This is a genomic window from Nocardioides turkmenicus, from assembly GCF_011045035.1.
In the GTDB taxonomy this organism is placed as follows: domain Bacteria; phylum Actinomycetota; class Actinomycetes; order Propionibacteriales; family Nocardioidaceae; genus Nocardioides; species Nocardioides turkmenicus.
In genome coordinates, this window is record NZ_JAALAA010000012.1 from 40,429 (window position 1) to 61,677 (window position 21,249).

The 21,249-nt window shown below is 68.8% G+C and carries 18 protein-coding genes; 10 read left to right on the top strand and 8 right to left on the bottom strand.

What is annotated here, in order from left to right:
- Window positions 1-149: 149 nt before the first annotated feature.
- The 4 genes from G5C66_RS15120 to G5C66_RS15135 all read left to right on the top strand — a co-directional run bounded on the left by G5C66_RS15120 (window position 150) and on the right by G5C66_RS15135 (window position 7,775).
- Window positions 150-2,342: an NADP-dependent isocitrate dehydrogenase gene (locus tag G5C66_RS15120; RefSeq protein WP_165111795.1), complete on the top strand. Its 2,193-nt coding sequence runs from the start codon at window positions 150-152 to the stop codon at window positions 2,340-2,342.
- A 180-nt stretch (window positions 2,343-2,522) separates the two neighbouring features.
- The gene (locus G5C66_RS15125; RefSeq protein ID WP_165111796.1) at window positions 2,523-3,089 is read left to right on the top strand and encodes an RNA polymerase sigma factor; all 567 of its coding nucleotides are present in this window, start codon (window positions 2,523-2,525) and stop codon (window positions 3,087-3,089) included.
- Window positions 3,086-3,970 carry a hypothetical protein gene (locus G5C66_RS15130; protein ID WP_165111797.1) on the top strand — a complete coding sequence of 295 codons (885 nt, stop codon included), beginning with the start codon at window positions 3,086-3,088 and terminating at the stop codon, window positions 3,968-3,970. The genes G5C66_RS15125 and G5C66_RS15130 overlap by 4 nt, the downstream gene beginning before the upstream one ends.
- A gap of 244 nt (window positions 3,971-4,214) precedes the next feature.
- Window positions 4,215-7,775 (top strand): ATP-binding cassette domain-containing protein, encoded by a 3,561-nt coding sequence (locus tag G5C66_RS15135; protein WP_165111798.1) that lies wholly within the window; start codon window positions 4,215-4,217, stop codon window positions 7,773-7,775.
- Window positions 7,776-7,808: 33 nt separating this feature from the next.
- Here the strand turns inward: G5C66_RS15135 and G5C66_RS15140 are convergent, their stop codons facing one another.
- Entirely contained in the window at window positions 7,809-8,348 is a 540-nt protein-coding gene (locus G5C66_RS15140) for a Clp protease N-terminal domain-containing protein (protein WP_165111799.1), read from the bottom strand.
- The gene (locus tag G5C66_RS15145) at window positions 8,348-8,560 is read right to left on the bottom strand and encodes a helix-turn-helix domain-containing protein (protein ID WP_141802873.1); all 213 of its coding nucleotides are present in this window, start codon (window positions 8,558-8,560) and stop codon (window positions 8,348-8,350) included. The genes G5C66_RS15140 and G5C66_RS15145 overlap by 1 nt, the downstream gene beginning before the upstream one ends.
- Before the next feature lie 122 nt (window positions 8,561-8,682).
- Between G5C66_RS15145 and G5C66_RS15150 the strand changes: the two genes are divergently transcribed.
- Window positions 8,683-9,885: an MFS transporter gene (locus G5C66_RS15150; protein WP_165111800.1), complete on the top strand. Its 1,203-nt coding sequence runs from the start codon at window positions 8,683-8,685 to the stop codon at window positions 9,883-9,885.
- 78 nt (window positions 9,886-9,963) lie between these two features.
- On the opposite strand, the gene ggpS is transcribed toward G5C66_RS15150, so the two are convergent.
- On the bottom strand, window positions 9,964-12,249 hold the full coding sequence (gene ggpS / locus G5C66_RS15155) for a glucosylglycerol-phosphate synthase (RefSeq protein ID WP_338144185.1): 2,286 nt from the start codon (window positions 12,247-12,249) through the stop codon (window positions 9,964-9,966).
- Window positions 12,250-12,652: 403 nt separating this feature from the next.
- Between ggpS and trpS the strand changes: the two genes are divergently transcribed.
- The 4 genes from trpS to G5C66_RS15175 are packed head-to-tail and all read left to right on the top strand — an operon-like array spanning window position 12,653 to window position 15,423.
- Complete coding sequence (trpS, locus tag G5C66_RS15160; RefSeq protein ID WP_165111801.1) at window positions 12,653-13,690, top strand: tryptophan--tRNA ligase; 1,038 nt, start codon at window positions 12,653-12,655, stop codon at window positions 13,688-13,690.
- Window positions 13,691-13,702: 12 nt separating this feature from the next.
- Complete coding sequence (locus G5C66_RS15165) at window positions 13,703-14,227, top strand: 2'-5' RNA ligase family protein (protein WP_165111802.1); 525 nt, start codon at window positions 13,703-13,705, stop codon at window positions 14,225-14,227.
- Window positions 14,228-14,270: 43 nt separating this feature from the next.
- Window positions 14,271-15,185, top strand: coding sequence for a YihY/virulence factor BrkB family protein (locus G5C66_RS15170; protein ID WP_165111803.1), 915 nt, complete (start codon window positions 14,271-14,273; stop codon window positions 15,183-15,185).
- A 13-nt stretch (window positions 15,186-15,198) separates the two neighbouring features.
- The gene (locus tag G5C66_RS15175) at window positions 15,199-15,423 is read left to right on the top strand and encodes an SCO4848 family membrane protein (protein WP_045549997.1); all 225 of its coding nucleotides are present in this window, start codon (window positions 15,199-15,201) and stop codon (window positions 15,421-15,423) included.
- A 4-nt stretch (window positions 15,424-15,427) separates the two neighbouring features.
- Here the strand turns inward: G5C66_RS15175 and G5C66_RS15180 are convergent, their stop codons facing one another.
- Window positions 15,428-15,889 (bottom strand): MarR family winged helix-turn-helix transcriptional regulator, encoded by a 462-nt coding sequence (locus tag G5C66_RS15180; protein ID WP_165111804.1) that lies wholly within the window; start codon window positions 15,887-15,889, stop codon window positions 15,428-15,430.
- 48 nt (window positions 15,890-15,937) lie between these two features.
- On the opposite strand from G5C66_RS15180, the gene G5C66_RS15185 reads away from it, so the two are divergent.
- Window positions 15,938-16,354, top strand: coding sequence for an organic hydroperoxide resistance protein (locus G5C66_RS15185; RefSeq protein ID WP_165111805.1), 417 nt, complete (start codon window positions 15,938-15,940; stop codon window positions 16,352-16,354).
- Between the two features lie 118 nt (window positions 16,355-16,472).
- On the opposite strand, the gene G5C66_RS15190 is transcribed toward G5C66_RS15185, so the two are convergent.
- From G5C66_RS15190 to G5C66_RS15205, 4 genes are all read right to left on the bottom strand, one after another.
- Complete coding sequence (locus G5C66_RS15190) at window positions 16,473-17,213, bottom strand: succinate dehydrogenase/fumarate reductase iron-sulfur subunit (RefSeq protein ID WP_165111806.1); 741 nt, start codon at window positions 17,211-17,213, stop codon at window positions 16,473-16,475.
- Window positions 17,210-19,264, bottom strand: a complete 2,055-nt coding sequence (locus tag G5C66_RS15195) for a fumarate reductase/succinate dehydrogenase flavoprotein subunit (protein WP_165111807.1) — start codon at window positions 19,262-19,264, stop codon at window positions 17,210-17,212. The genes G5C66_RS15190 and G5C66_RS15195 overlap by 4 nt, the downstream gene beginning before the upstream one ends.
- Window positions 19,265-19,277: 13 nt before the next feature.
- The gene (locus G5C66_RS15200) at window positions 19,278-19,997 is read right to left on the bottom strand and encodes a succinate dehydrogenase/fumarate reductase transmembrane subunit (RefSeq protein WP_165111808.1); all 720 of its coding nucleotides are present in this window, start codon (window positions 19,995-19,997) and stop codon (window positions 19,278-19,280) included.
- Window positions 19,998-20,105: 108 nt separating this feature from the next.
- The gene (locus G5C66_RS15205) at window positions 20,106-21,209 is read right to left on the bottom strand and encodes a glycosyltransferase (protein ID WP_165111809.1); all 1,104 of its coding nucleotides are present in this window, start codon (window positions 21,207-21,209) and stop codon (window positions 20,106-20,108) included.
- Window positions 21,210-21,249 lie beyond the last annotated feature (40 nt).

Below are 21,249 nucleotides of genomic sequence, written 5' to 3' on the forward strand. Positions count from 1 at the left end.
GTCACCTGAACAACAAGGAGGTGTTGACACACAGTAACTCTTTTGCGACGGCACTTCGTGGTGCTTAGGTGGGGCGGGGCGGCGTTGCGCCACCTTCTCTGTTATCTTGATGTCAAGACACTTTCGTTTCGTCAGGAGTAGCCACAGCAATGGCCGCACGAATCATCTACACCCACACCGACGAGGCGCCGCTGCTCGCGACGTACTCCTTCCTTCCGATCGTCTCGGCCTACGCGGCCAAGGCGGGCGTCGAGGTGGAGACGCGTGACATCTCGGTGGCCGCGCGCATCCTGGCGCAGTTCGGCCTGACCGACGACGCCCTCGGTGAGCTCGGCGAGCTGGCGAAGACGCCGGAGGCCAACATCGTCAAGCTGCCCAACATCTCCGCCTCCATCCCGCAGCTGAAGGCCGCGATCAAGGAGCTGCAGGAGAAGGGCTACGAGATCCCCGACTACCCCGAGGCGCCCAGCACGCCCGAGGAGGAGGAGATCCGGGCGAAGTACGACAAGGTCAAGGGCTCCGCGGTCAACCCGGTCCTGCGTGAGGGCAACTCCGACCGCCGCGCGCCGGGCTCGGTCAAGGCGTACGCCAAGGCCCACCCGCACACCAACAAGCCCTTCGCCGAGGGCTCCAAGACCACCGTCGCCACCATGGGGGCGCACGACTTCAAGTCCAACGAGAAGTCGGTGACCCTCGCGGCCGACGACACCCTCTCCATCGTTCTGGAGAAGGCCGACGGCACGACCGAGACGCTGCTGGCCGAGCTGCCCGTGCTCGCCGGCGAGATCGTCGACGCCACCAAGATGGAGGCCGCCCACCTGCACGCGTTCCTCGCCAACGCGATCACGAAGGCGAAGGCCGACGACGTGCTCTTCTCGCTGCACCTCAAGGCGACGATGATGAAGGTCTCCGACCCGATCATCTTCGGCCACGTCGTCAAGGCGTTCTTCAAGGACGTCTTCGCGACCTACGGTGAGGACCTCGCCATGGCCGGCCTGTCGGCCAACGACGGCCTGGGCACCATCCTGCCGGGCCTCGACGCCCTGCCCAACGGCGCCGAGATCAAGGCCGCCTTCGAGGCCGCCCTGCAGAACGGCCCGAAGCTGTCCTACGTCAACTCCGACAAGGGCATCACCAACCTGCACGTCCCCTCCGACGTCATCATCGACGCCTCGATCCCGGCCCTGATCCGCAACGGCGGCAAGCTGTGGGGCGCCGACGGCGGCGAGGCCGACACCCTCGCGGTCATCCCGGACTCCTCCTACGCGGGCGTCTACCAGACCGTCATCGACGACGTGAAGAAGAACGGCCCGCTCGACCCGGCCACCATCGGCACCGTCCCCAACGTCGGTCTGATGGCGCAGAAGGCCGAGGAGTACGGCTCGCACGACAAGACCTTCGAGATCGCCGCCGCCGGCACCGTCCGGATTCTCAACAAGGCCGGCGACGTGCTCATCGAGCACGACGTCGAGGCCGGTGACATCTGGCGTGCCTGCCAGACCAAGGACATCCCGGTACGCGACTGGGTGAAGCTGGCCGTCAACCGGGCCCGCGACTCCAAGACCCCGGCGGTCTTCTGGCTCGACGAGACCCGTGCGCACGACGCCGAGCTCATCAAGAAGGTCACCACCTACCTCACCGAGCACGACACCGAGGGTCTGGAGATCAAGATCCTGGCGCCGGCCCTGGCCACCGCCTACTCGCTCGAGCGGCTGCGCAACGGCGAGGACACCATCTCGGTCACCGGCAACGTGCTGCGCGACTACAACACCGACCTGTTCCCGATCCTCGAGGTCGGTACGTCGGCGAAGATGCTCTCCATCGTCCCGCTGATCGCCGGCGGCGGTCTGTTCGAGACCGGTGCGGGCGGCTCGGCGCCGAAGCACGTGCAGCAGCTGGTCGAGGAGGACTACCTCCGCTGGGACTCGCTGGGTGAGTTCTTCGCGCTGGTGCCGTCGTTCGAGAAGTACGCCGAGCAGGCCTCGGCTCCTTCCGCGAAGGTGCTTGCTGCCGCGCTCGACCGGGCGACCGCGACCTTCCTCGAGAACGACCGCTCCCCGGGTCGCAAGCTCGGCACCACCGACAACCGCGGCTCCCACTTCTACCTGGGTCTCTACTGGGCCCAGGAGCTCGCCGCGCAGACCGAGGACGCCGAGCTCGCCGCGGCGTTCAAGGGGCTCGCCGAGACCCTCGCCGCCAACGAGGAGAAGATCGTCGAGGAGCTCCTCGCGGTCCAGGGCAAGCCGGCCGACATCGGCGGCTACTACCTGCCCGATCCCGAGAAGGTCACCGCCGTGATGCGTCCGTCCGCGACGCTCAACGAGGCGATCGACTCTCTCTGATCAGCTGCGCGTGAGGGCGGCCCGGCACGAACCCGTGCCGGGCCGCCCTGCGTTTTCGAGCTGCTGTCGACAGGCCGATGGCTGCGGTCGAGTGGCCGACGATGCAGACGCCGTGTTCGGGTGGCGTGCGACTCCGCCCGTACGGTGACACATACATCTGTCAGCGGACATGTGAAGGGTATGGGACACAACGAGAACGGCCCGCCGAGTCACGAGGCGGCCTTCACGCGCCTCTACGAAGCAACGTACGCCGACCTACGCAGGTTCATCGAGCGTCGTGTGCACCCCTCCCACGCCGAGGACGTGCTCGCGCAGGTCTACCTGGTCGCCTGGCGACGGTACGCCGAGGTCCCGGGGGTGTACGACGAACAACGGGCGTGGCTCTTCGGCGTCGCCCATCGCACTCTGAGCAACGAGTATCGGGCGGCAGAACGGTGGCAGCAGTTGACGCTTCAGATCGCCGACGCTCAGCTGGTCGGCCCGGGAACGGTCGGGTCCGAGCCGGACCTGGTGGCAGCACGTGTCGATCTGGCCACTGCCTGGCGACGGCTCAGTCCGGTGCACCAGGAGGCCATCGCGCTCACCGTCTGGGACAGCCTGACCACCCGCCAGGCTGCCGAGGTCCTGGGTATCTCACCGGTGGCCTACCGCCTGCGGCTGAGCCGCGCCCGACGCGCCTTGCGTGCCCTCGCCGCGGCGTGCCCCCAACCCGTCACTCCCACCGCTACCGCAAGGAGTTCCTCATGAACACCGACCGTGTGCTCCGCACCCTCGATCCCGCTGTCACCCCAGAGGCACTCGATGTGGCCCGTGACCCGGCGGCCCAGAATCTGTTGGCACGGATCACGGCTCACGACGCGCAGGTCGCCAAGCCGGCAGTGTCGGCCGCGGAACCTGTCGCGCCGCGTACCCGAGTCACCCGGCGACGTGTCGGGCTCGCGCTCGCCGCGACCGCGGCGGCAGCGGCCGCCGCCATCGCGGCTCCCAGCGTCCTCGGTGGACCGACGCCCGCGGCGGCGTGGACACCGGCCCCGTCGCCGCTCACCGCGGCCGAGACCGACGACGCGGCACAAGCGTGCGTCGGCGGATTCTGGGACTTCCTGCCCGGTCGCCAGGGTCCGGAGATGAAGACGTACGTCGCGGAGCGTCGCGGCGGGTGGACACTTGTCTATCTCGCCACCCCCGACGGGCTCACGGAGGCGGTGTGCATGCTCCGCAACGGTGAGCCGGCCGGCCTCTACGGCCAAACGCCGGGCGGTCCCGGCGCCGAGCCGGTCACGGTCGACGCCGACGGTGCATTCGGCAGCATCGGTGGCGTGATGGGCAACGACGCCGAGAGCCAGCGGTCGTCTACGGGCCTCGTCGGGGCGGACGTCGTCGGCCTGGTCCTGCACACAGAAGCTCAGGGCGCTGTGACTGCCACCGTCAACGACGGGCACTACGCCGCCTGGTGGCCGGATGATCCGATCACCGAGGCCTCGGAGAACGCTCGCACGACGCCCGAGTTCAGCCACGTCACGCTCACCCTACGCGATGGCAGCACTCGGCAGGTGAGGGTGGACGAGTTCACCGGGATCTCCATGGAGTCGCTGACGACTCCGGATGAAGGTGGCTCCGTCGAGGAGTGACGGCCCGCGGGGTCGGCGTCGCGTGAGCCGTTCGACTCCTTCTGATCAACCGGCGACGGCCCGCCACGGAATCGTCCGTGCCGGGCCGTCGTACGTCATCCGGATGCCTTCCGGGCGGAGGTGATCTTGCTCTCCAGATCTTCTTCTGATTCCTATAAGTCCAGGTCAGCGCGGGGTTTGGTGGGGGTGACGGACGGAAAACCTTTAGGAGAGTGTCGGCGGTCGCGCATACCGTGATCTTCTGATGACTGCGACGCTCTCGACTCCGCCCGTGCCCACCGCAGGCAAGGCCCCCGGAGTTCCCTCCACACCTGCCGACCCGAGCCGGCAGGTCGACTGGCGACGCCTCAAGGGGCCGGTGACGGTCGCCGCGCTGGTCGCGCTGGCCGTGGCCATGGTCGCCCAGTCGATCGGCACGGTCGTGGCGGGACGGCTCGCCGAGAACCCGACCGCCAGCCTGGTCGGCTGGCTCGCGCTGTGCGTGATCGGTGCCTCGCTCGTCGACTCGACGGCGAAGATCGCCTGGGTCGGCGTCTCCGACCGGGTCGAGGGCAAGCTGCGCGAGGACGTGCTCCAGGCCGCCATGCGACAGCCGCTCTCGGAGCTGAGCGAGCAGGCCGTCGGCGAGATCCTCGACCGGGTCGACGACGACTCCCACGAGGTCGGCAACCTGCTGCGCTGGCAGCTGTGGATGCTGTTCCGCTCGGTCTTCGCGGCGCTGCCGATGTGGATCGTGGCCAGCTTCACCTGGTGGCCGGCGGCGATCCTGTTCCCGCTCCTCGCGACGGTGACCTGGTTCGTCATCCGCGGCCTGCTGGGCAAGATCTCCCAGCTCAAGGTCATCGAGGAGGCCTCCTGGACCGACCACGCCGCCGTGCTCGAGGAAGGCATCGCCGGGCGCGACGACCTGCGCACGAGCCTGGGGCAGGACCACGTGGTCGCCCGGGTGGCGCGGCTGTCGGCGACGGTCCACGAGAAGTTCCGCGCCGTGGTCACGGTCGAGGCGAAGGTCGGCCGCCGTGCCGGCGTGCTGCTCCACTCCCTGCTGGCCGGCATCGGTCTCGCCGGGATCGCGCTCGCCTCGACCGACCGCCTCGGGATCAGCTCGCTGGTCACGTTGTTCCTGGTCACGAGCACCTTCGTCGGCCAGATCGCGATGCTCGCCAACCACCTGCCGGACATCCAGGCGGGCCTGGGCGCGGTCATCCGGCTGCGCCAGATGATGGCCGCCGAGCCCGAGCCCGAAGGTGGCGAGCCCGTGCCGGGTGGGGGAGCGCTCGAGGTCGACCTGCGCGACCTGACCTTCTCCTACGCCGAGGGCACCTTCGCCCTCCAGGGCATCTCGCTCACCGTGCCCGCGGGCGACACCATCGCGCTCGTCGGTCGCACCGGCTCGGGCAAGTCGACGCTCGCCTCTCTGCTCTCCCGGGCCGTCGAGCCGCCGCGCGGCTCGGTGTTCCTCGGTGGTGTGGACGTACGCGACCTCGACCTGCAGCAGCTGCGTGCCTCCGTGGGCGTGGTGACGCAGCGTACGGAGATCCTGGCCGGGACGCTCGCGGAGAACATCGCGCTCTTCGACGACGAGCGTCCGCGCGAGGACATCGAGCGGGCGGTCGCCCGGCTCGGGCTCTCCGAGTGGGTCGCCGGCCTGCCCGAGGGCCTCGACACCCTGCTCGGTCCCGGCGGCACTTCGCTGTCGGCGGGGGAGGAGCAGCTGGTCGCCTTCGCGCGGCTGCTGGTGCGTGACGTACGCGTGGTCGTGCTCGACGAGGCCACCGCGCGGATGGATCCGCTCACCGAGCGCCGTGTGGTCGCGGCCGCCGATCGGCTGCTGACCGGGCGTACGGGCATCCTGATCGCCCACCGGCTCTCCACGATCGAGCGGGCGCCTCACGTGGCCGTGCTCGACCACGGCCGGGTGATCCAGCACGGCCTGCGGGCCTCGCTGGCGACCGCGCCGGGTCCGTTCCGCGACCTGCTCGAGGCCAGCCGCACCGACCACCACGACTCACCGTCGCCGGATGTCAAGCCTGTCGACCACTCCACCCTCGACCACGTGGCCGAAGGCAACGTGGGCGGCAAGCGTCGCGCCGGTGCTCCGCCGGAGCTCCCGGAGGTCGGCACCGGTCCGTCGCTGGCGCGCGGGATGCTCCACGTCCTGTTCCTGCGCCCCGAGTGGGGTGTGGCGGGTGCGCTGCTCTTCCTGTTCGCCTCGATGACCGGTGCGCAGGGCGCCTTCACCGGGCTCCTGTGGGGCCGGATCGTCGAGTCGCTGCAGGACGGCGGCCGGCCGACGGTGCTGTCGGTGCTGCTGGTGGTCAGCCTGCTGGCCGCGCCGCTGATGCTCGCCGACGCCTTCTACCGCTACCCGCGCTGGTGGATCGAGGTCATGCTGCGCGCCCGGATGGCCGTGCTCTACGGCCAGACCCGGCAGCACCGCCTGACGCGTACGCCGCCGGGTGAGGTCGTCGCCAGGTCGATGGACGCGGACCGCTACGCCCGCTACGCCGACCGCTGGGTCGACTTCGTCAACGGTCTGGTGATCGCGACGATCACGGCGCTGCTCGCCGGCACCGCGCTCGCGGGCGCCGTGCTCCTGGTCGTCATGGTCGCCTCGGCGCTGGCCTCTGCGATCGGTCGACCGATCGCGGGCCGCTCGGCCGCGGCCTCGTCCGCCGCGCGTGCCCGGTTCGGGCGTGCGGTGGTCTCCGCGCTGGAGTCCGTACGCACCGTGAAGCTGGCCGCGGCGACGCCGCAGGTCCACGCCCACCTGCAGCATGTGGACTCGGGCCGGGTGGACGCAGCCGTGAAGGAGCACCGGGTGCAGGCGTTCCTCGACGGAGTGCCGGCGCTGATGGTGCAGTGCGGTGTCGTGGCGGCCTGGGGCATCTACTTCGGTGGAGGCTGGGGTCTGGCCACGGCGCTGCTGGTGGCCAACGCGGTCTCGGGCTTCGACTGGTTCGGCCGGGTGGCCGGCATGGTCGTCACTGAGGCCCCTGGCACGCGGGCGTGGCAGAAGGAGACCAGCCGGTTCGCCGGTGGTCGCGACCTGATGGACCTGCCGCCGGGTGTCGATCTGGTCTCCGGCGACGCGCCGGATCCGGGTCCGGTCGACCGGGTGCCGCTGGAGTCACTGGAGCTCTCGGCCCTGTCGGCGGTCCACGACGACGGCACGATCGGTGTCTCGGACGTCTCGCTCACCATCGAGCGCGGCGAGCTGGTCCTCCTCGTCGGGCAGGTCGGCTCCGGCAAGTCGTCCCTGCTGGCGTCGCTGGCCGGCCTCATCGAGCACACCGGCACGATCCGGTGGAACGACGAGCTGGTCACGGACCCGCAGGCCTTCCTGAGGCCGGGGCAGGTCGCGTACGTCGCCCAGGTGCCTCGGGTGCTCTCCGGAACGTTCTCCGACAACATCCGGCTGGGTCACGACCGGCCGTTCGACAGCCCGGTCGCCGACGCGCGGCTCGAGCTCGACGTCAAGGAGGCGGGCGGCGCGGACGCGATCGTCGGACACCGGGGCGTACGCCTCTCGGGAGGACAGGTCCAGCGCCTCGCCCTGGCGAGGGCGCTGGCTGCCGACACCGAGCTGCTCCTGGCCGACGACGTCTCCAGTGCGCTGGACGCGGCCACCGAGATCGAGCTGTGGCGGGCGCTCCGCGACCGGCACACGACGGTCATCGGAGCCACCTCGAAGCGAGCCGCGCTCGCTCAGGCCGACCGAGTCGTCGTCATGGTCGACGGCGAGGTCGCGGCGGTGGGTCCGTGGGCCGAGCTGGCCCCGTCCTGGTCCCACCTGGCCGGCTGATCCGTCCGCGACAGGCCGCCTGGCACCTCGGCGTCAGGCGGCCTCGCCGTGCTCCAGTGCGTCGCGCAGCGCAGCAACATCCACGCCGAGGGCCCGTAGTGCAGCATGTCCTTCCCCCTCCGCTCGAAGGATGCCGAGCAGGATGTGCTCGGTGCCGATCGACCGGTCCTCGAGCCGGATCGCCTCACGCAGCGAGAGCTCGAGGACCTTCTTCGCCTCCTTGGTGAAGGGGATGTGCCCGCCGAGCCGACGGCGTGGCTTCCCACTGTCGAGCGCGCCGGTGCCGAAGACCTCCTCGACCTTGGAGCGCACCGCGTCCAGGTCGATCCCGAGCGTCGACAGCGCGTCGGCGTCCTCGTCGCCCAGGCGCCCGTGGGCCCGCTCGACCTCCGCCTTCAGCGCGGTGGCATCGACCCCGGCCTCTGAGAGCGCGCGGGCGGCGGACGACTCGGTGCCGGAGCCGATCGCCAGCAGGAGGTGGTCGTCGCCGATGCGCTCGTGGCCGAGCTCGGCGGCGTACGTCTGGGCCGCGGTCACCGCATCGCGGGCCGGCTTGGTGAACCTCTCGAACATCACATCTCCTTCGCGTACTTCTTGTGGACCGCCTGCCGGCTAACCTCCAGCGCGTCGGCGATCTCCTGCCATGCCCAGCCCTGCCGGCGGGCGTTCGCCACCTGCAGCCGCTCCAGGGAGTCGGCGAGACGACGCAGTGCGAGCGCGGCTCGCAGTCCGGTGCTCGGGTCGGCGCTCGCGGCCGACTCGGCGAGATCCTTGGCATCCGTCATGATGTCAATATAGGTTGACGCCCGAACCCTGTCAACTGAGGTTGACACTGCCGGGCGCGAGGCGGGACCCGCGTCACACCGATTCGCGGAATAGCGCTGAAATCGCCGAAGGTTAGGCAGTAGTGACCGACACCGCCAGCTCCGAGACCGCCCTGAGGCCGGTCACCCCCGTCCGGTTCGCGATCGCGATGATCGCCCTCGCGATGGGTGGCTTCGCGATCGGTACGACCGAGTTCGTCACCATGGGCGTGCTGCCCGAGATCGCCGAGGGCGTCGGTGTCGGCACCTCCACGGCCGGGCACCTGATCAGCGCCTACGCGGTCGGGGTGGTGGTCGGCGTACCGATCCTTTCGTTCTTCGTCGCGCATCTTCCCCGCAAGGGGCTGCTGCTGTCGCTGATGGCGGCGTACGCCCTGTTCAACCTGCTCAGCGCGGCCGCCGTCGACTACCACATGCTGCTGGTGGCGAGGTTCCTGGACGGGCTGCCGCACGGCGCCTACTTCGGCGTCGCGAGCATCGTCGCCACGTCGATGGCGGCCCCGAAGCACCGCGGACGCGCCGTAGCGCTGGTCATGCTCGGGCTCTCGGTGGCCAACGTGATCGGCGTTCCGTTCGCCACCTGGCTCGGTCAGAGCGCCGGCTGGCGAGCCCCGTACGCAGCCGCAGCAGGCCTCGCCCTGCTGACCGTGCTCCTGGTGCAGCTCTCGGTGCCCCACTTCCCGGGCGACCCCAACGCGACCGGCCGCAGCGAGGCCGGCCGCTTCTTCACCAACAAACAGGTCTGGCTGACCATGCTCGCGGGCGCGATCGGGTTCGGCGGCATGTTCGCGGCCTACTCCTACATCGCCCCGATCGTCACCGACACGGCCGGCCTGGCCGGGGGCGCGGTGCCGTGGTTCGTCTTCGCCTTCGGCACCGGCATGGTCGTCGGCACCTGGATCGCGGGCGAGCTGGCGCGCTGGTCGGTGATGGGCTCGCTGCTCGCCAGCAGCCTCGGCATGGTCGCAGTGCTGACCCTCTTCTGGCTGGTCGCGCCGGCCGGATGGTGGCTCGCACCGGTCGCCTTCCTGACCACCGCGATCGCGTCGGTGCTGGTGATCAACCTGCAGGTGCGCCTGATGGACGTCGCCGACGACGCGGTGACGCTGGGCGCCGCGATGAACCACGCGAGCCTCAACATCGCCAACGCCCTCGGCGCCTTCGCCGGCGGTCTGGCCCTGGACGTGTGGAGCGTCCGCGAGGCGCCGCTGGTCGGCGCCGGGCTGGCCGCGGCCGGGATGCTCGTGCTGCTGTGGAGCACCAGCATCCACCGCCGCCGCGCCTAGAAGCCCGCCGAGTCGGCTCATCCTGACGCCGAACCACGCCGAGTCGGCGCGTTAGAACGCGCCGACTCGGCGAATCTCTTAGAGCTCCACCTCATCCCCTGGGGCGGAGGAGGTGGCCGCCTCGACCGCCGCGAGGAACCCGTCGGCCCAAGCCTTGGAGTCGTGGTGGCGGATGGTGTCCCACAGTCCACGCATCCGGTCCTTGGCCTCGGCCTCGTCCATGTCGACGGCCTGCAGGAAGACCCGCACCATGTCGGAGACGTCGTGGGGGTTGGTCAGCACCGCACCGCGCAGCTCGGCGGCCGCCCCGGCGAACTCGGAGAGCACCAGCGTGCCGCTCGTGCCGCGAAGACCGTGGACCGCGGCGTACTCCTTCGCGACCAGGTTGAGACCATCACGCAGCGGGGTGATCCACATGACGTCGGCGTTGGCGTAGTAGGCCAGCAGCTCCTCGAACGGGATCGGCCGGAAGTAGAAGTGGACCGGCATCCAGCCCATCCGCGAGAACCGGCCGTTGATCCGCCCGACAGCCTGCTCGATCTGGTTCTGCAGCGTCTTGTAGACGGTCATCTCACCGGCTGCGGGCACGCACACCAGCACCAGCGACAGCTCGCCCAGCAGCGACGGGTCCTCGAGCAGAGCCCGCTCGAAGGCCTCGAGCTGCTGCAGCACGCCCTTGGTGTAGTCGAGCCGCGAGACGGCCAGCGCGATCCGCTGACCCTCGAACTCGTCCTTCACTCGCGCGATGGACTCCTGCACCGCAGCTGACGCCAGGGTCTGCTCGATCCGCTTGGTGTCGACACTCACCGGGTTGGCGCCCAGGTGGACGCGGCGCCCGCCGACGTCGATCACCGAGGGCATGGTGTCCAGGCCGAGGGCGAAGCCGTAGGTGCGGAACCGCGGCGCGGAGTCCTCGGTCTCGATCACCTCGACCGGTGCCACGCCACGCGCCACGTCGACGAAGTTCTCGACCTGGCGGGGGATGTGGAACGAGATGTAGTCGCACTGCAGAAGCGACCCGATGATCTCGCGCCGCCACGGCACCACGTTGAACACGTCCGCACCGGGGAAGTGGGTGTGGTGCAGGAACGCGATCTTCACATCCGGACGCAGCTCACGCAGATAGGCAGGCACCATCCACAGGTTGTAGTCGTGGATCCAGACGATGCCTTCGTACGCCACCTCTGCCGCCGCCTGCTCGGCGAAGGCCTTGTTGACCCGGCAGTAGACCTGCCAGTCCTCCTCCTTGAACCTCGCACGTTCCCAGAAGGTGTGCAGCAGCGGCCAGAACGCCTCCTTGGAGAAGCGTTTGTAGAAGACGTCGACGTCCTTCTTCGACAGTGGCAGCCGCGAGGCCACCAGACCGGGGTAGAGCTTGGGGTCGACGACCGTGTGGGTCGCGAACTTGCCGCGTTTGGGATCGTCGATCGACCACGCGACCCAGGATCCGGTGCGCTCCGTGAAGAAGGAGAGCAGCGTCGGGATGATGCCGTTGGGTGACTTCGGGCGCCGGCGCTTGACCTCTCCCTCCTCGATCACCTCGTCATAGGGGAGCCGGTGGTAGACCATGACGAGGTCGGACTTCCCCGGGTCGTCGGCGTCGTTCTCCGGGTCGTAGATGTGCTCGTCGTCGAGCAGGTTGAAGTGCCTGATCGCCTGCAGGATCCCGCCCGTGCCGGGGGAGGTGGCGTGGAACGTACGCTCCTTGTCGCGGGTCGCGTCCAGGAGCAGGTCCTCGGACTCACCGACGCAGACGCCCGGGAAGCCGATGTCGTACATCGACAGGTCGTTGAGGGTGTCGCCGGCGACCAGCACCCGGTCCTTCGGGATGCCGAGGTGCTCGACGAGCTTGGTGACGGTGTGGCCCTTGTTGATCCCCGCGGGCAGCACGTCGAGATAGTGGCTGGCGGAGTAGAGCAGGTCGCAGCCGATCTCCGCCACCAGCGGGGCGAGGTCGTCGGTCACCGCCTCGGGGTCGCAGAAGTAGGAGACGCGGCGGTCCTGGGGCACGTTCTGACGGACCAGTCCGGGCCGCTCGCCGATCTTCTCGAGCACGGTGAGCTCGCCGGGCCACTTGGCGGCGATGTCCTGCTGGATCGGCTCGACGGCGAGCAGGTCGTGTCCGGTCACGATGGTGGCGCCGACGTCGCAGATGATGAAGTCGGGCGTCGGGATGGTCGGGTCCGCGAGCAGCGGCAGCACCGACTCCAGGCCACGCCCGGTGACGAAGGACAGCAGTACGTCCTCGCGGCGGCTCAGCGTCTGGTAGAGCTTGACCTTCGCCTCGGGGTCGCCGGCCAGGAAGGTTCCGTCCAGATCGGTCGCGAGCAGCATGCGCGCGTTGGCAGCGGACGTGTGATTCACAGATCTCCTCGGGGGTCGCCGGGCCTCGAGGCCGATTCGGCTGCTGGCCCCGAGGCTGCGGACCCCTTGGAGGATCCGCGGGTCGACCAAACAGGCTAACAGGGGCATGTGTCCCGCAGGGAATGCGCATTCGACCGAGCATCGAATCAACACTGAGTAGAGCCTCTCAGGAGGTCCACAAAGTCGTAAGAAATTGGATGCACTTCTCCGGTAACCCCCAGAAGGATCTGTCGTTGATGGGTCATGCGGATCCTGCTCGCGGCCTTCCAGACTGCGGGCGACCATGGTCCTCGACGTTGATCACGGGGGGCGCCGAGGCCCATGGCCGGCACGCAGATCAGCGCCGCGGGCAGGATCCACTGTCATTTCGAGCCTTTCGGCGACTGGCTGACAGAATGCGCACATGACCGGAAGCACCGCTCCCACGACTCGGCCCCGGGTCCTCTCCGGCATCCAGCCGACCGCGGACTCCTACCACCTCGGCAACTATCTCGGCGCCGTCCGGCAGTGGGTGAGCCTGCAGGAGGAGCACGAGCCCTTCTTCTTCATCGCCGACCTGCACGCGATCACCGTCGAGCAGGACCCGAAGGTCCTGCGGGAGCGTACGCGGCGGGCCGCCGCCCAGCTGCTGGCTGCCGGTGTCGACCCGGAGCGGTCCGCGATCTTCGTCCAGTCCCACCTTCCCGAGCACGCCCAGCTCGGCTGGGTGATGCAGTGCATCACCTCCTTCGGTGAGGCCCGCCGGATGACCCAGTTCAAGGACAAGTCCGCCAAGGGTGGTGAGGGAGCGGCCTCGGTCGGCCTCTTCTCCTACCCGATGCTGATGGCCGCCGACATCCTGCTCTACCGCCCGGCGTACGTCCCGGTCGGCGAGGACCAGCGGCAGCACCTGGAGCTGACGCGCGACCTGGCGCAGCGGTTCAACAGCCGTTACAAGAAGACGTTCCGGCTTCCCGAGCCCTACATCCTCAAGGAGGTCGCGAAGATCTACGACCTCCAGGACCCGACGATCAAGATGTCGAAGTCGGCCTCGAGCCCGAGCGGCCTGATCGACATGCTCGACGACCCGAAGGTCTCGGCGAAGAAGATCCGCTCCGCGGTCACCGACTCGGAGATGGAGATCCGCTTCGACGAGGAGGCCAAGCCGGGCGTCTCCAACCTGCTGCGGATCTACTCCGCGCTGACCGGCTCCGACATCGACACCCTGGTCGGCAAGTACGCCGGCAAGGGCTACGGCGACCTGAAGAAGGATCTCGCCGAGGTCGTCGTCGACTACGTCACGCCGTTCCGGGAGAAGACCTTCGAGGTCCTCGATGACCGGGCCTATCTCGACGGCATTCTCGAGCAGGGCGCCGAGAAGGCGGGCGCGGTGGCTCGCAAGACTCTGTCCGACGTCTACGAGCGGGTTGGCTTTGTGGCCCCCGCCGCGCCTCTCGGCTAGTAAGGTCGGCCCATGCGCACCATCGGTGTTGCCATCGCTATCCCGGAGCCGTGGGCAAGTCAGCTCCAGGACTACCGGACGTCTCTCGGGGACGCGACGGCGACCATGATCCCGACGCACATCACGCTCGTGCCGCCGACGGAGATCCACGAGGACCTGCTGCCCGACGTCGAGAGCCATCTCGAGTCGGCGGCCTCGCGGGTCGCTCCGTTCGGCGTGCACCTCCGCGGCACCGGCACCTTCCGGCCGGTCTCGCCGGTGGTCTTCGTGGCCGTGGTGCAGGGCATCTCGGGTTGCGAGCAGCTGGCCAACACGGTCCGGCAGGGGCCGCTCGACCAGAAGCTCACTTTTCCCTATCACCCGCATGTCACGATCGCCCACGACCTTCCCGAGGCTAGCCTCGACAAGGCTTTCGGTGAGCTGGCCGACTTCGAGTGCGAGTGGTCGGTCGAGGAGTTCTACCTCTACGTGCACGACGACACGGACGGCTGGCGGCCGACCCGCGAGTTCGCACTGAGAGCAGCACTGACCGGTTGAGGCGGGCTCAGGTCCGCCCACTCACGACGGATGGGACCTCGGGATGCTCGACAAGGAGAAGATCAAGGAGAAGATCGCCGAGCTGCGTGCTCGCTTCCCGGCGCTGGACCGGGCGGTGCGTACGCAGGAGCACTACGGCGACGTGGGCGCTGGCCAGCAGGCCGGCGCGATCACCTACTTCGGCTTCCTGTCCACCTTCCCGATCCTCGCGCTCGCGTTCTTCGCGGTCGGCCAGATCGCCAAGGTGTACGCCGGTGCCGAGAGCGACCTGGTCGAGGCGATCGACCAGGTCCTGCCCGGCCTGGTCGGTGACGGCGCCGGCCAGCTGAAGATCGCCGACATCGAGCGCGCCGCGGGCGCGGTCGGGATCGTCGGTGCCTTCGGCCTGCTCTACGCCGGCCTCGGCTTCATCGATGGGCTGCGCAAGGCGCTCGAGGCCGTCTTCATGGTGCCCGAAGAGGAGCAGCCCGGCTTCCTGATGGCCAAGCTGCGCGACCTGGCCGCGCTGATCCTGCTCGGCCTGATCATGCTGGTCGCGGTGGCGTTCACCGGCCTGATCCGCACCTTCTCGGCCAACGTCCTGGACTGGATCGGTCTCGACCAGGGCTTCGGCTGGCTGATCGTCGCCCTCACCCTGGTGCTAGGCCTGGCGGCCAACACCGTGCTCTTCTTCGCGATGTTCCACCTGGCCCCCCAGAAGGACACCCCGAAGGGGCCGCTGTGGGCCGGTGCGCTGCTGGGCGCGATCGGCTTCGAGATCCTCAAGCAGGCCTCGACCCTGTTGTTGAACGCCACCCAGGGCCAGCCCGCCTTCCAGGCGTTCGGCATCGCCCTCATCCTCGTCGTCTGGATCCACTACACCTCGATGGTGATCCTGTACGCCGCCTCCTACGCCTACGTCAGGGCGACTCCGGCCGACTCGGCCGAGCCGCCCGTAGGGACCCACACCGGTGGATGAGAGAGTCGTACCCATGAAGCTCGAGAAGACTGACGGCGCGCTCCTCCTGGTCATCGGGATCTGGACGATCGCGATCTGGACCAACTTCGGCCGCAACCTGGTCAAGACCGCGAAGGACCCGGAGCAGACCCGGCCCAAGCCCTATTACGTCGCCCACGCGGTGCTCGTGGTCGTCGACGTCCTCCTCGGTGGACTGCTGATCAAGCTCGGCGTGCAGCGGCTGCTGACCAGGGGGTAGGGCCTCAGGCGGAGTCGGCCGCGTCGAGGTGGTCGACCAGCTCGGTGAGCTGGTCGCGCAGCGCGAGCGCCTCGTCGCGGCTGATCCCCATCGACTGACCGAGCTGCTGCGGCACCCCGGAGACCTGCTCCTCCAGCGCCCGGCCCGCCTCGGTCAGGCTGACCAGCACCCGGCGCTCGTCGCCGGGGTCCCGCTCGCGACGGATGTGGCCGGCAGCCTCGAGTCGCTTGAGCAGGGGAGTCAGGGTGCCGGAGTCGAGCCGTAGGCGGTGGCCGAGCGCGGTCACGGTCAACGGCTCGTCGGCCTCCCAGAGCACCAGCATCACCAGATACTGCGGATAGGTCAGCCCGGTCCCCTCGAGCAGCGTCACGTAGCGCTTCGTGACGGCTCGGGTCGCTGCGTACAAGGGGAAGCAGAGCTGCAGGTCGAGCGCGAGCTGCGGATAGGTACGTCCGGACACATCCATCAGTCTACTCCCTTGCGCTATTAAGTTGTGCGCAATATAGTTGTGCGCATGACACCGATCTACACAGCCACCGCAGTCAGCACCGGCGACGCCCGCAACGGCCACGTCCAGTCCTCCGACGGCCTCATCGACGCCGACGTCCGCATCCCCAAGGAGATGGGTGGCGCCGGCGGTGCCACCAACCCCGAGCAGCTCTTCGCCGCGGGCTATGCCGCCTGCTTCCACTCGGCGCTCAAGCTGGTCGCCGGCAAGGCCAAGGTCGACATGACCGACTCCGAGGTCGTCGCCGACGTGAGCATCGGCGACAACGGCCAGGGCGGCTTCGGCCTCGCCGTCCAGCTCGAGGTCACCATCCCCGGCGCCGACGCCGCGACCGCTCAGCAGCTCGCCGAGCAGGCCCACCAGGTCTGCCCGTACTCCAACGCCACCCGCGGCAACATCGAGGTCGACCTCACCGTCGCCTGAGCGGGAACAACCCCGCCGAGGCGTCAGCCACGTCGGCCGAGTGGGCACGCCGGTGACGCCTCGGCAAATCAGAAGGGCCGTCCTCCCGTGGGAGGACGGCCCTTCGTGAACCCGATGGTCAGCCGAGGATCAGCGACTTGCGCAGGTCCTTGTTGAGCTGGGAGATCACGTCGAGCGGGATCTCCTTGGGGCAGGCCGAGGCGCACTCACCGATGTTGGTGCAGCCGCCGAAGCCCTCGGCGTCGTGCTGTGCGAGCATGGTCTGCACGCGGGAGTAGCGCTCCGGCTGGCCCTGCGGCAGCTCACCGAGGTGGGTGATCTTCGCGCCGAGGAAGAGCGACGCGGAGCCGTTGGGGCAGGCGGCGACGCAGGCGCCGCAGCCGATGCAGGTGGCCGTGTTGAACGCCCGCATGGCCTTGTCGCGCGGAGCCGGCACCGAGTTGGCCTCGGGGGCCGAGCCGGTGTTGGCCGAGATGTAGCCACCGTTCTGGATGATCCGGTCGAACGCGGAGCGGTCGACGATCAGGTCCTTGACGATCGGGAAGGACGCGGCGCGCCACGGCTCGATGGTGATCGTGTCGCCGTCCTTGAACGAGCGCATGTGCAGCTGGCAGGTCGTGGTGACCTCCGGGCCGTGCGCCTCGCCGTTGATCATCAGCGAACACATGCCGCAGATGCCCTCGCGACAGTCCGAGTCGAACGCGACCGGCTCCTCGTCGTTCTGCAGGAGCTGCTCGTTGAGCAGGTCGAGCATCTCGAGGAAGGACATGTCCTGCGAGACGCCGTCCAGCTCGTACGTCTTGAGCGCACCCTTCTCGGACGCGTTGGCCTGCCGCCAGATCTTGAGGGTGAGCTTCACTTGTACGACCTCTGCTTCATCTCGATGGCGGTGTAGATCAGGTCCTCCTTGTGGAGGATCGGGGCGCCGTCCTCGCCACCGAACTCCCAGGCCGCGACGTAGGCGAACTCGTCGTCGTGGCGCAGCGCCTCGCCGTCCTCGGTCTGCGACTCGGCCCGGAAGTGGCCGCCGCAGGACTCGCGCCGGTTGAGCGCGTCGATGCACATGAGCTCACCGAGCTCGATGAAGTCGGCGACGCGGCCGGCCTTCTCGAGGTCCTGGTTGAGGGAGTCGGCCGAGCCGAGGACCTTGACGTTGGTCCAGAACTCCTTCTTGAGCTCGCGGATCAGGCCGATGGCCTTCTTGAGGCCCTCCTCGGTCCGCTCCATGCCGCAGTACTCCCACATGATCAGGCCGAGCTCCTTGTGGATCGACTCGACCGAGCGGGTGCCGTTGATCGACATGAACTTGTCGATCCGCTCCTGGACCGACTGCTTCGCCTCGACGACCGCGGGGTGGTCCTCGGAGATGGGCTCGAACGGCCCGTCGGCGAGGTATTCGCGGATCGTGTTCGGGAGCACGAAGTAGCCGTCGGCCAGACCCTGCATCAGCGCCGAGGCGCCGAGGCGGTTCGCGCCGTGGTCGGAGAAGTTGGCCTCGCCGGTGCAGTACAGACCCGGGATGTTGGTCGACAGCTCGTAGTCGACCCACAGGCCACCCATGACGTAGTGCACGGCGGGGTAGATCCGCATCGGCACCTCGTAGGGGTTCTCGCCGGTGATCCGCTCGTACATGTCGAGGAGGTTGTCGTACTTCTCCTCGATGGCGTCCTTGCCGAGGCGCTCGATCGCGGCACCCAGGTCGAGGTAGACACCGCGGCGGAACTTCTTCACCGTGCCGTCGGGCTGGGTCTCCTCGACCTCAGGACCGACGCCGCGGCCCTCGTCGCACATGTACTTCGCGGCGCGCGAGGCGATGTCGCGGGGGACCAGGTTCCCGAAGGACGGGTAGATCCGCTCCAGGAAGTAGTCGCGGTCCTCCTCGGGGATCTCGCGCGGGTCCTTGGCGCAGTCCTCGGCGTTCTTCGGCACCCAGATCCGGCCGTCGTTACGCAGCGACTCCGACATCAGGGTCAGCTTCGACTGGTGGGCGCCGGTCACCGGGATGCAGGTCGGGTGGATCTGCGTGTAGCACGGGTTGGCCATGTAGGCGCCCTTGCGGTGGGCGCGCCACGTGGCGGTGACGTTGGAGCCCATCGCGTTGGTCGAGAGGTAGAAGACGTTGCCGTAGCCGCCGGTGGCGAGCACGACCACGTCGGCCAGGTGGGTCTCGATCTCGCCGGTGACCATGTCACGGGCGATGATGCCGCGGGCCTTGCCATCGGCGACGATCAGCTCGAGCATCTCGTGACGCGTGAACTGCTCGACCGTGCCGGCCGCGACCTGGCGCTCCATGGCCTGGTAGGCGCCGATGAGGAGCTGCTGCCCCGTCTGGCCACGGGCGTAGAACGTACGCGACACCTGCACGCCACCGAAGGAGCGGTTGTCGAGCAGACCGCCGTACTCGCGGGCGAAGGGGACACCCTGCGCGACGCACTGGTCGATGATGTTCACCGACTCCTCGGCGAGGCGGTAGACGTTGGACTCGCGGGCGCGGTAGTCGCCGCCCTTGACCGTGTCGTAGAAGAGCCGGTAGGCCGAGTCGCCGTCGCCCTTGTAGTTCTTCGCGGCGTTGATACCGCCCTGGGCGGCGATCGAGTGGGCGCGACGCGGGGAGTCCTGGTAGCAGAACGACTTCACGTTGTAGCCGGCCTCGCCGAGCGTGGCGGCAGCGGCGCCGCCGGCCAGGCCGGTGCCGACGATGATGATCGACAGCTTGCGGCGGTTGGCCGGGTTGACCAGGCGGTTCTCGAACTTGCGGTTCGTCCAGCGCTCCGCGATCGGACCGGTCGGCGCCTTCGGGTCGACGAGCTTGTCGCCGAGCACGTAGTAGCCGGCGGCGTCGTCGGATTTCTGGACCGGTGCCTCGTTGGTCGGGGTGAGGCCGGGCAGGTAGTGGGTTCCAGCAGCCATGTGTCAGATGTCCTTACGAGATGACGCCGAAGACGGTGAACAGGGGGACCAGCGAGAAGCCGCCGGCGACCACGATCGCGACGACCCAGCCGGCGACGCGGGCCCTGGCACGCGACTCAGCGGTGTTGGTGAACCCGAGCGTCTGGATGGCGCTGAAGGTGCCGTGGTGGAGGTGGAACGCGAGCGCGAGCATCGCGAGCAGGTAGATGATCACCATCCACCACTGCTCCGGCTGGAACGCGGAGATCAGCAGCCGGTAGGGGTTCTCGGTGACCTCAGGGGCCTGCCCGCCCGCACCCACGTTGATCTTCACGATGGTGAACTGGAGCAGGTGCCAGACGACGAAGAGGAACAGCGCCACGCCGCCCCAGCGCATCGTGCGCGAGGAGAGCGACGAAGCCTTGTTCTTCTTCACCGAGTACTTCACCGGGCGCTGGGCGTGCGCACGCTTCGCGAGCGCGATCGCCGAGCCGACGTGTGCCACCAGCGAGGCCAGGAGCACCACGCGAATGATCCAGAGGAGGCCGCCGTACGGCAGCATCGGCTCCCCGAACGTACGCAGGTGCTCGGCATACTCGTTGAAGGCAAGCTCGCCGCTGAAGGCCTTGAGGTTGCCGTACATGTGCACGAGCACAAACAGGATGAAGACGATGCCGCTGGCCGCCATAAGGAGCTTCAGGGCGATCGTCGAGCGCGTCGACCGCGCGCCTTTGATCAGAGTCGTGGTTGCCACGGCACGCACGCTACTACCCCTGATACCCGAACTTGTACGCAGGGAGTATGTGACATTGTCGTCTCTGCGAGGGCGGGCGGGGTTACTGGCGAGTATCTTGGGCGTGGGTTAGGCAAGCCTAACAGCAGGACCCGCATTCTCGGGCGTGGCGTCGTGAGATCGTGAGGATCGGGTGTCGTTCAGTGTGACCAGACGGGTCAAGAGCTCGTCGACGGCGTCGGTCCAGGGACGCGTCGCGACGAGCTCGCGACCACGGTCGCCGAGCAGGTGACGCCGGGGGTCGGAGACCACCGAGGCGACCGCGTCGGCGAGCTCGCGGCTGCGGGCCGGGTTGTAGAGCACGCCGGTCTCCATGTGCTGGACGATCTCGGCCGCAGCGCCCGCGCGCGGGGCGACCACCGGCACCGCGCTGGCCGCGGCCTCACGCAGGATGTGGCCGCATCCCTCCTCCTCGCCGGGGTGGACGAGCACGTCGAGCGAGGCCAGTGCGATGGCCAGGTCGCCGGTGCCCAGCGGCCCGGTCAGCTTGGCCTGCGGGATGCGCTGCTTGAGCCATCCGCGCTGGGGTCCGTCGCCGATGATGACGAGGCGGATGCCCGGCACGGAGGTGAGCTCGGCGAGGCGGCGTACGCCGTGGCTCTTGGCCAGGTTGCCGGCGTATCCGACCACGACCAGCGGGGTGGGGCGGGACTTGGCCTTCGACCAGCGGCGGTGGAGCCAGTCGTCGCGCAGGCTGGGGGAGAAGGCGGCCGTGTCGACCCCGGGCTCCCAGACCTCCGCGGCGACGTCGATCGCCGCGAGCACGCGGCGCAGCCATTCGCTTGTGACAAAGATCTCATCCGTGTACGCAGCGACGGAGGCGTTCCAGGTGAGCGCCGCCTTGGGGGAGATCGGGGACTGCTGGACGACCAGGGTCGTCGCGTCGGCGGCGGTCGGCGAGGCCAGCGCCTTGCGGCCCAGGCGCCCCGGGTCGAAGCTGACGACGACGTCCGGCTCGAAGGACTCCAGGGCGCTGCGTACCTGCCGGCCGGTCTTGGCGATAGGTGAGACCCGCACGACCCGGCTGTTGCGGTAGACGGGGAGTCCGGGGCCGGGCGCGATGAAGCGCACCTCGTGGCCCGACTCGATCATGCGGTCGGCGATGGCCTTCACCGTGGTTGTGACACCATCGATGGTAGGAAAGAAGCTCTCGGTGACCAGCGCCATCTTCATAGGACCAGCGTCCTGCCCGGGGGTGGCGAGAGCGCGACAA